Source organism: Aeromonas bivalvium (genome assembly GCF_046078285.1).
Taxonomy (GTDB): Bacteria; Pseudomonadota; Gammaproteobacteria; order Enterobacterales; family Aeromonadaceae; genus Aeromonas; species Aeromonas bivalvium.
Window position 1 is genome coordinate 1 of record NZ_JBGXBV010000008.1, and the last position, 13,192, is coordinate 13,192.

A 13,192-nucleotide genomic window follows, 5' to 3' on the forward strand; every position below is an offset into this window, starting at 1 on the left:
AGCGTCACGCTTATCGCGTTGAGGAGGCGCATCTTACGCTCCTCACTTCGAAAGTCAAGCGGTTGTTTTCGCTTTTCTTTCGGCGCCAGCTTCGCAAGGAAGCTGACTCATCAGTCCGGCGTGTTCCGCCGTGCTGGTAGGGGCGCATTATAGGGATGGCGCGCCCGCTGGCAAGGGAAGAATGACAAAAAGATGACAGAAAAGGTTCGTTCGCTCAGATATGCAGCAACCCCCCTGTTTCTTTGCTCACTATCCCGACAATCCAGACCCTGACCGGAATTGAATTGAACATTTGAGAAGTCTCCCTATAATGGTCATCTCAAATGACAATTTAAGGTTGCCGTCATGCATCAGATTCTGGATAGCCGCAAGGAAGAGCAAGTTGTGCCCCTGTTCCGTCTGGGGTTCAGGCCTTTCTTCCTGCTCGGAGCCCTCTTCTCTACCGTGACCATGTTGGGGTGGCTGGCACAGCTCAATGGCTTGATCCAAATGCCGGGTATCGGCAATCCCATCTGGTGGCATGCCCATGAGATGTTATTTGGCTTCGGCGCCGCCATCGTCGCGGGCTTTCTGCTGACCGCAGTACAAAACTGGACAGGCCATCCCGGCGTGCGCAGCTGGCCATTGGCACTGGTCGTGGGATTGTGGATGGTGCCGAGATGCCTGCTCCCCTGGCTGGGTGAAGGAAATCCGGTGTTGATGGTGGCGGATTTGGCCTGGTTGCCACTGTGCGCCTGGTTCCTGGCCAAACCCATCATGGCGACTCGCCAATGGCGCAACCTCTTCTTCGTGCCCCTGCTGCTGATGCTGACACTGCTCAACGGGGCAAGCTGGCTATGGCATGAGCAATGGGCAGTCACAGAACATCTGCTGCTCACTACAGTGCTCTTGTTCACGACCCTGATTGCCGTGATGGGCGGGCGTGTCATTCCCTTCTTCACCGCCCGCGGCACAGGCCGGGAAAAAGCGGCGCCCCTGTTGTGGCTGGAGCGCACGGCCCTCGCCTCCCTGTGGCTCATCCTGCTGATCTGGTTGTTGCTGCCCACGCCAGGGACCACCGGCATCTATATGGTGCCTCTATATATAGTGGCGGCCGGGTTGCATCTGTGGCGACAGTTGCGCTGGCGTCTGCCGACGACGCTCCCCCATCCCCTGCTGTGGTCACTGCACCTCGCCTACCTGTTTATTCCCCTCGGCCTGCTCGCCCTCTCGGCCCAGGCGGCGGGTCTTGCCATCTCCCTGTCCCTGGCCAGCCATCTGCTCAGCGTCGGCTGCCTGGGCACCATGATCCTGGGGATGATAGCGCGGGTGTCGCTCGGCCACAGCGGGCGCCCTTTGCAGGTGGGCCGCCGGATCAGCTGGGCATTCGCCCTGATCATCGCGGCGGCCGGATGCCGGGTACTGATCCCGCTGCTCTGGCCCGCCGATACCCTGTACGGCTGGAATCTCAGTGGCCTCGGCTGGTCCCTGGCATATGGTCTCTTCGTCTGGATCTATGCCCCCATACTGACCAGCCCCAGAGCTGACGGCCGTCCTGGCTGAAGATCAAGGCCGCTCGGGAGACTGAGGCGACGGGTAGTGGATCAGGTTATGGAAGATGGCTGGGACGTCCCCCAGATTGCGATAACCATGGGGGCGGTCGGCGGCGAAACGTACCGCAGCCCCCTGTTCGAGCCGGCGCCACTCCCCGTCCACCAGCACCTCCATGGTGCCACTGATGACGATGACATGTTCGGTCACCCCAGGCTCATGGGGCTCTGACTCACGCCGATAGCCGGGCAACAGGGTCAGCTCGAACAGCTCGAAGCCAAAGCGCCCTTCATAAGGGAAGAGGGGGGCTACCTGCATGCCCTCCCCGGCAGGTTGCTGGCGAATGGCGTCGGCGGTGCGATAAAGCACGTCGCCCTTCGCCGTGGGAGCCGGCTCGATAAAGCTGGAGAAGGAGACCCGAAAGCCGGTTGCAATCTTCCACAGCGTTGCCACCGTGGGGCTGGATTCGCCCCGCTCGATCTGGCCCAGCATGGCCTTGCTCACCCCGGTGGCTCGCGCCGCCGCATCCAGGCTCCAGCCCAGCTCGCTGCGCAGCGCCTTCAATCGCTGCGCCAGGTGTTGATTCATGGTCTGCATTCGATGCCACCCTTGTGCGTTATAACGCTCAACCCTATACTCAGACCCTATTGTACGCAATAACGCACACGCTGACACAAGGATGTCCCCATGCCCCTCGCCCTCCCCCACCTGGTCGCCGGCTTCATTGCCGTGCTGGTCGGCTATACCAGCTCGGTCGTGCTCATCATACAGGCGGCCGCTGCCGCCGGGGCGGACCCGGACCAGACCGCCTCCTGGCTCTGGGCCCTTGGCATCGGCATGGGGCTGAGCTGCATCTCCCTCTCCTTCTATTACCGTACCCCCATACTGACGGCCTGGTCGACGCCGGGCGCCGCCCTGCTCATCACCAGTCTGGGCCAGTTCACCCTGGCCGAGGCCATCGGCGCCTTCCTGCTCTCCTCTTTGCTGATCACCCTGTGCGGGATCACCGGCTGGTTTGAACGTTTGATGAAGCAGATCCCGGCCAGTCTGGCCACCGCCATGCTGGCCGGGATCTTGCTGCGCTTCGGCTTGGATCTGTTCAAGATAACGCCCCAGGATCCCCTGCTGATCGCTGTACTGCTGCTGGGCTTCATCGCCGCTCGCCATCTCTGGCCACGCTATACCATGGTGGTGGTGCTGGCGGCGGGTATCCTGTTGTGCGGCCTGCGGGGGCAACTGCAACTCGGCGAGCTCGGTTGGCAGCTGGCCAGCCCGGTCTGGATGAGCCCAAGTTTCTCCCTCGATGCCCTGTTTGGCATAGCGCTCCCCCTGTTCATCGTCACCATGACCTCCCAGAACATGCCGGGCATCGCCATCCTGCGGGCCCACGACTACTCCGTTTCCTCCTCGTCTCTCATCGGCTGGACCGGCATCCTGGGTGCCGTGCTGGCCCCCTTCGGCGGCTTCGCCTTCAATCTGGCCGCCATCACGGCCGCAATCTGCATGGGCAAGGAGGTGGATCAGGATCCCGCCCGGCGCTGGGCGGCTCCGGTCTGGGCCGGCGGCTTCTATCTGCTCAGCGGCATCTTTGGCGCCACCGTGGTCACCCTGTTCAACGGCTTCCCGCCCGCCCTGGTCACGGCGATAGCAGGATTCGCCCTGCTCGGCACCATAGGCAACAGCCTGCACGCGGCACTGCAGCAAGATGACGAGCGTGAGGCGGCCCTGTTCACCTTCCTGATCACCGCCTCCGGCATCAGCCTGCTCGGCGTGGGGGCGGCATGCTGGGGGCTGCTCATCGGCTGGGGTCTCTATCGCCTGCGCCGCTGCTGAACTGAGCCCCCGCCATGCAGACAACAAAAAGCCAGCCCCATGGGCTGGCTTTTTGCTTGAGGCTGAGGCGGCTCACCCCTTGGGGCGCACCCCCAGGGTGTGGCAGATGGCATACGTCAGCTCGGAGCGGTTCAGGGTATAGAAGTGGAAATCCTTCACCCCCTCCTGGCTCAGTACCCGCACCTGATCGATGGCGATGCTGGCGCCCACCAGGTTACGAGTCATCTGGTCGTTATCCAGCCCCTCGAAGCGCTGGTGCATCCAGCGCGGCACCTTGACGTTGGTGAAACCGGCAAACTTGGCCAGGGTCTGGTAGTTGGAGACAGGCAGTATCCCCGGCACTATCTCCGCATCAATGCCGATGGCGGCGCAGCGATCCCGAAAACGCAGATAGGTCTCCACGTCGAAGAAGAACTGGGTGATGGCGCGGTTGGCGCCGGCATCTATCTTGCGCTTGAGGTTGAGCAGATCGGACTGGGCGCTGCGCGCCTCCGGGTGCACCTCCGGGTAGGCCGCCACCGAGATGTCGAAGTCCGCCTCAGCCTTGAGCAGAGCCACCAGATCCGTGGCATACATCTCCGGCTTGTCCACGCCCTGGGGCAGGTCCCCGCGCAGGGCGACGATGTGGCGGATCCCGCTGTTCCAGTAATCACGGGCGATGGTGCGCAGCTCGTCGCGGCTGGCATCGATACAGGTCAGGTGCGGCGCGGCGATGAGACCGGTGCGCTCCTTGATGTCCTTGATCACCTTGTGGGTGCGATCCCGGGTACCGGAGTTGGCGCCATAGGTCACGGAGACGAACTTGGGTTCGAGTACCTTGAGCCGCTCTATGGATTGCCAGAGGGTGTTCTCCATCCCTTCGCTGTTGGGTGGAAAAAACTCGAAGCTGACCCCGATATCGCCGCTCAAATCGGCCAGACTCTGGTTGAGTGCCTCAACCTGACGTGCACTGTGAAATCCCATTCCTCTACTCCCTGACCTGCTCGCTGCTCTTCACGACGCCGATGAATGTCTGGACGTCTAAACGTCTTGCTATCTTTAAGAGAAAGCGTTCGAATGTCAACCAGGAAATGTAAAACGGCCCAAAGGGAGTCATACGATCACTTATTTATCTCGTTATTGCGGGTTGGCTCCCATGCCAAAAGCCGTTGGCTCGGGTTATGATGACGGCGGATCGTCCTGGACGTTCTGAATCTGCGTGTGATTGTTTGGCCGGAGCCCAGCTCCGGCCCCTTTTCAATATCCAGCCTCCCCTGCCGATAACCCAGTATCCGCCAAGAGGAGCTCATCATGGATAGCCACCCCGGCTTCGCCACCGACCTGCTGTTCGATCGCTATCAGGGCGAGGTTAGCCAGCACCCCGGCTTCTGGGCGGTGCGCACCCCTTCTGCCCCCGACTACTACTTCGGCAACTATCTGCTGCTGAGCACGGCCCCGAGCGATCGGGACAAGGGCTGGCTGGAGCAGAGCTTCGATCTGCTGGTAGACCGGGATGGCGGACTCCGCCATCGCACCTTCCAGTGGCCCCTGGCCGAGGGACAGAACAGCCGGGTCGCCGGCTTTGTCGCCACCGGCTACCAGTACATGGAGTGCGTGGTGCTGACCCTGACCTCTGAGCAGTTGATCGCCCCCCCGGTCAGGCCAACGCTGACGGTGCGCCCCCTGGTGGCCAGCGAATGGGCCGACTGGCTCGCCCTCGAGCTCGAAGAGCGTGAGCCCGACTACCCGGCCGAGCGTTACCTCGCCTATCTGGAGAGCCGCCAGCGTCTCTATCAGGCCATGATCTCCGATGGCCTCGGTGACTGGTGGGGGCTCTGGTGCGGCAGCGAACTGGTCGCGAGCTGCGGCCTCTTCTTCACCGCCACCCAGGGTCGCTTCCAGCTGGTGCGCACCCGGCGGGCCTGGCGCAATCAGGGATGCTGCAAGCAGCTGCTGGCCAGGGTTGCCACCCTGGGTCTGGCCCGAGTCCCCTCCCTGGTGATAGTGGCGGATGAGCAGTATCACGCCCAGAAGGTCTACCGTGACCTGGGCTTCACCCCCAGGGCCCGCATCGCCAGCCTGTGCCGCTGGCCCAGGGACGAGGCGAGCTGATCCCGTACACACCCAACTAAAACGGGAGGCCAAGGCCTCCCGTTTTAGTTGCATCACTCAGCCCCGCCCGGCACGGGGTCGCGCGCTTCTCGTCACTGGCTCTCCAGGGCCTGGGCCAGCGCCGCCTCCACGCCGGGCACAGTGCCCGCAGGCAATGGCGCCGCCTCGGCATTGTCCTGGACGGGCGCCGTGGCGGCCTGGGCGGGAACCGGGGTCTGATCCGGCACGCTCGCGGCCTCCTGGGTCGCCGGGCTCGTCGCCAGAGGGGCATCGCTCGGGGCCGCGGCCTCGCACAGGCAGGGCGCATCCTTCTTGCCCTGGTTGCCCTGATGGGGGCCATACCAGCCTTTCAGCTCCTGCTCCAGCTTGCTCGCCGCGCCCTGGGGCGTCTGGCTGCCAAGCAGCACAGCTTGGCTCTGGCTCGCCAACTCATCCCCCAGCTTGGGCTCTCCCCGGGAGAGGATCTGGGTCGCGACCCGGATGGTGGAGTCACATTTGTCCCGCCACTCCATCATCTCCCGCGCCGCCGGGTTGTCCACCTCGAAGAAGTGGTTGGAGAGGGAGAAGAAGCCCGGCAGGGCATTGGTATACAGCTCGGCAAACTGGGCACTGGTCAGCCACTGCAGGAAGGCCATGGCGGCCTCCTTGTTCTTGCTGGCGGGATTGAGCCCCATGCCGATGTCGGTGTGATCGGTGAAGAAGCAACCGTCCCCCTGCCTGGCCACGGGCGGCGGCATCACCCCGAAGTCCAGCTTGCCGGTGAAGGGGGCGATTTCCCAGGATCCCGCCGCATAGAAGGCGGCCTTGCCGGAGGTGAACAGCTCGTTGGTCGCGGCATAGTCGCGGCTCTCCCCCCCCTCGCCGAGATAGGCGCGCCAGCGGGCCAGCTCCTCGAACACCTTGACATATTGCGGGTTGTCCAGCCGCTCCTGCCCGTCGATCAGCGCCAGTCGTCCATCCTCCCCCTGCCAGTAGTTGGGGCCTATGTTCTGGAAACCCAGCTCGGAGGCGACCCAGCTCTCCGAGCCGCTCACGGCGAGCGGCACATAGCGGCCATCGGCCTTCACCTTGTCGAGGGCGGCGAAGAAGGCGTCGCGGGTCTGGGGCACGGTCAGTCCCAGCTCGCTGAAGATCGCCTTGTTGTAGAAGAAGCCGTGAATGACGGAGGCCATGGGCACGCAGAAGGTCTGCGCCCCCGAGTCGGTCTGCCAGGGGGACTGGGCAAAGCTCGGGAAGTTCTCCATCCCGGCCATCTCGGTCAGCTCGGCCAGATGGCCCGCCTTGAACAGGGCCAGGGAGTCGTCAAACGGACGGCAGGTGATGAGATCCCCCGCCTTGCCCGCCTTCAGGCTGGCCCACAGGGTCGGCATGTAGCTGACGTTCTGCACGCCGTTGAATCTCACCTGGATGCCAGGGTGAGCGGCCTCGAAGGCCGGGATTATCTTCTGCTCCCACAGAGCCTTGTCATCGATCCGCCAGCTTTCGATCACCAGCTCGCTGGCCATCAGCTGACCACACACCAGGAGACTCAGGGCTCCAATCCACTTGTTAGCCATAAGTCCTCTCATACCTTGAAATGGGCGATCAATTGCTGCTGCTTGCCCGCCAGATCGGCCAGCACTTCACTGCTGCCCGCCGACTGACGCGCTTCCCGCTCTGTCTCGTAGGCCACCTCGGCGATGCCGGCGATGTGGCGCGCCACCCCCTGGCTGACCGAGATCTGCTCCTGGGCGGCGTGGGCGACCTGATCGGCCATCGACTTGATGGCGCTCATCCGATCGGCGATGGATTGCAGGGCTTCATCCATCTGGCGGGTCTGATCGACGCAACTGCCGGTCTGCTCCTGACTGCGCGCCATCACCTCGACCACCTGGTCGCTGGCGCTCTGCAGGTTCTCTATCATGGCCTGGATCTCCTCCGTGCTGGTCTGGGTCCGGTTGGCCAGGGCCCTGACCTCGTCGGCCACCACGGCGAAGCCGCGACCGGCCTCACCGGCCCGAGCCGCCTCGATGGCGGCGTTCAGCGCCAGCAGGTTGGTCTGCTCGGCGATGCCGCGGATCACGTCGAGTATGCTGCCGATGTTGTGGCTGAACTCCCCCAGCTTGTGGGTGATGCCCATCGCCTCGGCCATGGCGCCTGCCAGCTCCTCGGTGAGACGGCGAGTGGCGGCGACCTGATGACGACCGGCCTTCGCCTCCGCATCGGCGAGATCCACCTCGTGCCGGGTGCCATCGGTGGAGCGGGCCACCTCGGTGGCACTCACCTCCAGTTCCGTGATGGCGGCAGCCACCTGATCGGTCTGGCTCTTCTGATCCTGCACCCGGGCCATGGCCCGATCGCTTATCTCGGCGGCGCGGCTCGCCTCTTCCACCAGGTGGCGGGAGCCGGCATTGATCTGGGAGAGCAGCTCCCCCGTCTTGCCCGCCAGGGTGTCAATGGAGCGGGAGAGACTGCCGAACTCGCAGCGGCTGCGGTAGTCGATGCGACGGGTCATGTCCCCTGCCGCCATCAGGCCCAGCTCATGGTCGATGCGCTGCAAGGGGCGCTGAATGCTGCGGGCCGTGGTGTAACCGATGAGCAGGGCGGCGCCGGCGGAGACGGCGGCCACCAGCAGGATCCAGATGCTGGCGCTGCTGACGGCATCATCGGCCTGGGCGCGGCTCTCACTGGCGATGGTGCCTGCACTCTTGCCCATCTCGTCAAGCTGACTCAGGCTGCTGACCAGGGCGGTATCCAGCTGCTGGTTGAGTTGCTCCAGGGAGACGGCGAGCTGCTGGCCCTGACGCATGGTGGCGAGCAGCCCCTGCTTGCCGAGGGCCAGCTCCTGCATCCTGTCCAGATTGGAGACGAAGCGCTGCTTGACGTCGGCGGGCACATCGACCCGCTCCAGCCGCTTGCGGGCCATCTCTATGTCCTTGCCGAGCACCCGCTCCAGCTCGTTGAGGTCGGTTTCCCCATCGGCGCGGCGGATGTTCTTCAGATCCCGGGCGATGCCGGAGGTGATGAGTTCGGCCTTGTTGCGCATGGATCGCTTGGCGGCGGCCTGCTGCAGCAGCAGATCCGCAGCCCACTGATAGGTATCCTCCAGGCGGATGAAGGCCATCTCCAGCTGCTGGCGTCGCGCCAGCAGGTCGAGCCACTGGCCATGCTGAGCCATCACCTGCTCGGCCAGCCCGTAGAACTGCCCCGTGGCCTGCTCCACCCCGGCGAAACGCTGACGCGCCTCGGCCAGCTCGGTGAAACGCCCCATCTGCTGGCTCAGGGTCTTGAAGCCTGCCTCTTGCTGCTGGAAGCGGCTGGCCAGATCCGGCAGCTTGCTGGCCTGCTCGCTGGCACGGTACTCCAGCACCCAGCGGTTGCTGTCCTGCAGCGCCCCCTTGAGGCCAGCCACGGTAATGACCAGGGGGGTGGCCGTATCGGACACCTGGGAGAGACCCTGGCTGATCCCCCGGATCTTGAGGGCGCTGACGGCCCCCAGCAGGATTAACAACAGCAGCATCAGCACAAATCCGGCGATGATCCGCTGCACGATGGACAAACCCATGAGACATCCTCACTCGTTGGGAAAGGGACAGTACAAGGGATATCGGCCGGGCGGCCCATTAGTGGAGACAGGAGAGGTGAATTTATGATGTTTTTATGACAAGGGAATCAATAGACGCCCATAAAAAAGCCCGGCTCAGCCGGGCGAAAAGGACGTGCAGTGCAAGTAGGTGTCATTAGAAGCGATAGCCGACGCCGACCATGAAGGCCATGGGGTCGATGGAGGTCTTGATCCCCTCGCCGCCATTGACGTGTACCTCTGTGTCTATGTCCATGATCCAGGCGGAGCCGTTGACGAACCAGCGATCGTTGATCGCCATGTCGAGGCCGATCTGACCCGCCATGCCCCAGGAGTCATCCAGCTTCACGTCCGCCCCCTCGAGGGCGCCCTTGCCCTTCTCGCTGAAGAAGGTGGTGTAGTTGATGCCGATGCCCACATAGGGACGCACCTTGCTCTGGGCGTCACCGAAGTAGTACTGCGCCATCAGGCTCGGCGGCAAATGCTTGACCTTGGCGACTTCCCCCAGCCCGGGGGTGCTCACCCGGTGGGAGAAGGGGGTGGCCGCCAGCAATTCGACCCCCCAGTTGTCGGTGATCAGGTAGGAGAGGGTCAGCCCGAGCTGCATGTCGTCATCGACCTGGAACTCGCCCGTGCCCAGCACGTCGTCGCTGCTCTCCTGGGGAGAGACGAAGGCCAGGCCACCGCGCACCAGGATGTCGCCGGCCTGGTGGGCCATGGCGGGGGCGGTAAAGGCGGCTGCAAGCATCAGGGGAAGCAATTTGTTCATCACCAAGTTTCCTTTTTTAGTTTTTCATTCTGGGTTGTAAGCAAGGCGACTATAAAAGGATGTGACTGGCTGGTTATTGATTTAGCGCAAACGTTACCAATAAATAGATAGATGTACGAAATAGCTTACGAGATGCGAGACGCCTCTTATTTTCATGGCTAACCATATGATTTTTAATGGTTACTGTTTTTGACGTGAATATAATTTCAGCTTTAAGCGGTGGGTTGAATACAGGTTCTGTGATCCAGGTGGCTTATTCGCCGCCTGCCGCACCGCACGCCACCAGGCTATTATTTCCCGCCGCCGCCGGGTTCCCTGAGCGCCCATGTCAAAGGGGGCCCGCAGGCCCCCTTTGTAGAAAGAGGGGCCCGGAGATCCCCCATGTAAAAGAGGGACCCGGAGATCCCGCTCGCCGGACGCCGACAGCGCGTCCTCACCGAAGAGGACGGTTGACCGTCACTCGCTCTGCTCGGTCTTTTGCGCCTTGCGTTTGCGCCCAGGCTGGCTGGCCGAGGTCCTGGCCGCCAGCTTCGCCAGCAGGGGGGCCAGGAAGCGGGCCGTGTGGGACTCCTTATTCCTGGCCACCTGCTCCGGGGTGCCCGTCACCAGGATGCGACCACCGCCGGCGCCCCCTTCCGGTCCCAGATCCACCACCCAGTCCGCGGTCTTGATGACGTCCAGGTTGTGCTCGATGATCACCATGGTGTTGCCCCGATCCCGCAGCTGGTGCAGCACCTTGAGCAACTGCTGTATGTCGTGGAAGTGCAGGCCCGTGGTCGGCTCGTCCAGGATATAGAGGGTCTTGCCGGTATCCCGCTTGGAGAGCTCCCGCGCCAGCTTGACCCGCTGCGCCTCGCCACCGGACAGGGTGGTGGCGGACTGGCCGAGGCGGATATAGGAGAGGCCCACGTCCATCAGGGTCTGCAGCTTGCGCGCCACCGCAGGGACGGGATCGAAGAAGGCGCGGGCGTCCTCCACCGTCATCTCGAGGATCTCGTGGATGTTCTTGCCCTTGTACTTCACCTCCAGGGTCTCGCGGTTGTAGCGCTTGCCCTTGCAGACGTCGCACGGCACATAGACGTCCGGCAGGAAGTGCATCTCCACCTTGATGACCCCGTCCCCCTGGCACGCCTCGCAGCGCCCCCCTTTCACGTTGAAGGAGAAGCGACCCGGCTGGTAACCGCGCGAACGCGCCTCCTGGGTGCCGGAGAGCAGCTCGCGGATCGGGGTGAACAGGCCGGTATAGGTGGCCGGGTTGGAGCGTGGGGTGCGGCCGATGGGGCTCTGGTCGATGTCCACCACCTTGTCCAGCTGATCCAGCCCCTCGATGCTGCGGTAAGGGGCCGGGGTGGACTCGGTCGCCTTGTTGAGCTCGCGGTGGGCGATGCGAAACAGGGTATCGTTGATCAGGGTCGACTTGCCGGAGCCGGAGACGCCGGTGACGCAGGTCATCACCCCGATGGGCAGATCCAGGTTGACGTTGCGCAGGTTGTTGCCGCTCGCCCCCTTGAGTCTGAGCCAGCGGTCGGTAAGCGGGGTACGCTCGGCCGGCACGGCGATCTCCTTGCGCCCGGAGAGGTAGTCACCGGTCAGGGACTCGGGATTGGCGATGATCTCCTCCGGTGTGCCCTGGGCCACGATGGCGCCGCCGTGTACCCCCGCCCCCGGACCAATGTCGAGCACATGGTCGGCGAGGCGAATGGCATCCTCGTCATGCTCCACCACGATCACGGTATTGCCCAGATCCCGCAGGTGGGTCAGGGTGCCCAGCAACCGCTCGTTGTCCCGCTGGTGCAGACCTATGCTGGGTTCGTCCAGCACATACATGACCCCCACCAGGCCGGCGCCGATCTGGCTGGCCAGCCGGATCCGCTGGGCCTCACCACCGGAGAGGGTCTCGGCGCTGCGAGACAGGCTCAGATAGTTGAGACCCACGTTCACCAGGAAACCGAGCCGCTCGACGATCTCTTTCAATATCTTGTCGGCGATCTGGGCGCGCTGGCCGGACAGGTTCAATCCTTCGAAGAAGGCCAGGGCGTCGCCGATGGACTGCTCGGCGATGGCGGGCAGGTTGCGGTTGTCGACGAAGACGTGACGGGCCTCCTCCCGCAGCCGGCTGCCGCCGCAGCTGGTGCAGGACTTGTTGGCGATGTATTTCGCCAGCTCTTCGCGCACCGAGTTGGATTCGGTTTCCCGGTAGCGGCGCTCCATGTTGTGCAATATCCCCTCGAACGGGTGCTTGCGCACCACCACATCGCCGCGATCGTTCATGTAGCGGAACTCGATCTCGGTACGGCCCGAGCCGCGCAGCACCACCTCCTGCACCCTGGCAGGCAGATCCCCCCAGGGGGTATCCAGGTCGAACTGATAGTGATCGGAGAGAGATTTGAGCATCTGGAAGTAGTAGAAGCTGCGCTTGTCCCAGCCACGGATGGCACCACCGGCCAGGCTCTGGCTCGGATCGTGGATCAGCTTGGCGGGATCGAAATACTGCTGCACCCCGAGGCCGTCGCAGGTAGGACAGGCCCCCGCCGGGTTGTTGAAGGAGAAGATGCGCGGCTCCAGCTCCGACATGGAGTAGCCGCACTCGGGGCAGGCGAAGTTGGCGGAGAAGGTCATGGCTTTCACCTGATCCTCCCCGTCCATGGGCACCACCAGTACGATGCCGCCGGAGAGGGTCAGGGCCGTCTCGAAGGATTCGGCCAGGCGCAGGGCCAGGTCATCACGCACCTTGAAGCGGTCCACCACCACTTCTATGGTGTGCTTCTTGTGCAGCTCCAGGGCGGGAGGATCCGAGAGATCGCACACCTCCCCATCGATGCGGGCGCGGATGTAACCCTGGGCCGCCAGGTTCTCCAGCAGCTTGCTGTGTTCCCCCTTGCGGTTGCGCACCACGGGGGCCAGCAGCATCAGCTTGGCCCCTTCGGGCTGGGCCAGTACCTGGTCCACCATCTGGCTGATGGTCTGGGCGGCGAGGGGGATGGCATGGGTCGGGCAGCGGGGCTCGCCGACCCGGGCGAACAGCAGGCGCAGGTAGTCGTAGATTTCGGTGATGGTGCCGACGGTCGAGCGCGGGTTGTGGGAGGTGGACTTCTGCTCGATGGAGATGGCAGGCGACAGCCCCTCGATATGGTCCACATCCGGCTTCTCCATCAGGGAGAGGAACTGGCGGGCGTAGGCGGAGAGCGACTCCACATAGCGGCGCTGCCCCTCGGCATAGAGGGTATCGAACGCCAGGGAGGACTTGCCGGAGCCGGAGAGACCCGTGACCACGATCAGCTTGTCGCGGGGCAGAGTCAGGTTGATGTTCTTGAGGTTGTGGGTGCGGGCACCCCGGATCACGATTTTTTCCATCTTGTTGCGCGCTCGATACGGGAACCAGAGCGGGCCAGTATGGCATAGAGACT

Annotated in this window: 8 protein-coding genes and 1 pseudogene; 3 read left to right on the forward strand and 6 right to left on the reverse strand. The window is 63.6% G+C overall.

Going from position 1 to position 13,192, the window contains the following annotated elements; translation table 11 throughout:
• Positions 1–345: 345 nt before the first annotated feature.
• The gene (locus ACEUCR_RS16040; protein WP_408791405.1) at positions 346–1,542 is read left to right on the forward strand and encodes an NnrS family protein; all 1,197 of its coding nucleotides are present in this window, start codon (positions 346–348) and stop codon (positions 1,540–1,542) included.
• Between the two features lie 3 nt (positions 1,543–1,545).
• On the opposite strand, the gene ACEUCR_RS16045 is transcribed toward ACEUCR_RS16040, so the two are convergent.
• Positions 1,546–2,127 carry a helix-turn-helix domain-containing protein gene (locus ACEUCR_RS16045; RefSeq protein ID WP_111875070.1) on the reverse strand — a complete coding sequence of 194 codons (582 nt, stop codon included), beginning with the start codon at positions 2,125–2,127 and terminating at the stop codon, positions 1,546–1,548.
• Between the two features lie 90 nt (positions 2,128–2,217).
• Here ACEUCR_RS16045 and ACEUCR_RS16050 point away from each other — a divergent pair, with 90 nt between their 5' ends.
• Positions 2,218–3,363, forward strand: a complete 1,146-nt coding sequence (locus ACEUCR_RS16050; protein ID WP_408791407.1) for a benzoate/H(+) symporter BenE family transporter — start codon at positions 2,218–2,220, stop codon at positions 3,361–3,363.
• 72 nt (positions 3,364–3,435) lie between these two features.
• On the opposite strand, the gene metF is transcribed toward ACEUCR_RS16050, so the two are convergent.
• Complete coding sequence (metF, locus tag ACEUCR_RS16055) at positions 3,436–4,326, reverse strand: methylenetetrahydrofolate reductase (protein WP_041997414.1); 891 nt, start codon at positions 4,324–4,326, stop codon at positions 3,436–3,438.
• Positions 4,327–4,653: 327 nt separating this feature from the next.
• Between metF and ACEUCR_RS16060 the strand changes: the two genes are divergently transcribed.
• Positions 4,654–5,454 carry a GNAT family N-acetyltransferase gene (locus ACEUCR_RS16060; RefSeq protein ID WP_408791408.1) on the forward strand — a complete coding sequence of 267 codons (801 nt, stop codon included), beginning with the start codon at positions 4,654–4,656 and terminating at the stop codon, positions 5,452–5,454.
• A gap of 92 nt (positions 5,455–5,546) precedes the next feature.
• Here ACEUCR_RS16060 and ACEUCR_RS16065 read toward each other — a convergent pair whose 3' ends face one another.
• The 4 genes and pseudogenes from ACEUCR_RS16065 to uvrA all read right to left on the reverse strand — a co-directional run.
• Positions 5,547–7,010, reverse strand: coding sequence for an ABC transporter substrate-binding protein (locus tag ACEUCR_RS16065; protein ID WP_408760593.1), 1,464 nt, complete (start codon positions 7,008–7,010; stop codon positions 5,547–5,549).
• An 8-nt stretch (positions 7,011–7,018) separates the two neighbouring features.
• The gene (locus ACEUCR_RS16070) at positions 7,019–8,998 is read right to left on the reverse strand and encodes a methyl-accepting chemotaxis protein (RefSeq protein WP_408791410.1); all 1,980 of its coding nucleotides are present in this window, start codon (positions 8,996–8,998) and stop codon (positions 7,019–7,021) included.
• A gap of 175 nt (positions 8,999–9,173) precedes the next feature.
• A complete protein-coding gene (locus ACEUCR_RS16075; RefSeq protein WP_111875075.1) occupies positions 9,174–9,785 on the reverse strand; it encodes an OmpW family outer membrane protein in 612 nt (203 codons plus the stop codon).
• 528 nt (positions 9,786–10,313) lie between these two features.
• Positions 10,314–13,139, reverse strand: a pseudogene (uvrA, locus tag ACEUCR_RS16080) (excinuclease ABC subunit UvrA); the annotation flags it as partial.
• Positions 13,140–13,192: the final 53 nt, after the last annotated feature.

What these genes read in the sequence shown, in the direction of transcription:
- ACEUCR_RS16040 (WP_408791405.1), top strand. Translation starts at nt 346, where the DNA reads ATGCATCAGATTCTGGATAGCCGCAAGGAAGAGCAAGTTGTGCCCCTG.
- ACEUCR_RS16045 (WP_111875070.1), bottom strand. Translation starts at nt 2,127, where the DNA reads ATGCAGACCATGAATCAACACCTGGCGCAGCGATTGAAGGCGCTGCGC.
- ACEUCR_RS16050 (WP_408791407.1), top strand. Translation starts at nt 2,218, where the DNA reads ATGCCCCTCGCCCTCCCCCACCTGGTCGCCGGCTTCATTGCCGTGCTG.
- metF (WP_041997414.1), bottom strand. Translation starts at nt 4,326, where the DNA reads ATGGGATTTCACAGTGCACGTCAGGTTGAGGCACTCAACCAGAGTCTG.
- ACEUCR_RS16060 (WP_408791408.1), top strand. Translation starts at nt 4,654, where the DNA reads ATGGATAGCCACCCCGGCTTCGCCACCGACCTGCTGTTCGATCGCTAT.
- ACEUCR_RS16065 (WP_408760593.1), bottom strand. Translation starts at nt 7,010, where the DNA reads ATGGCTAACAAGTGGATTGGAGCCCTGAGTCTCCTGGTGTGTGGTCAG.
- ACEUCR_RS16070 (WP_408791410.1), bottom strand. Translation starts at nt 8,998, where the DNA reads ATGGGTTTGTCCATCGTGCAGCGGATCATCGCCGGATTTGTGCTGATG.
- ACEUCR_RS16075 (WP_111875075.1), bottom strand. Translation starts at nt 9,785, where the DNA reads ATGAACAAATTGCTTCCCCTGATGCTTGCAGCCGCCTTTACCGCCCCC.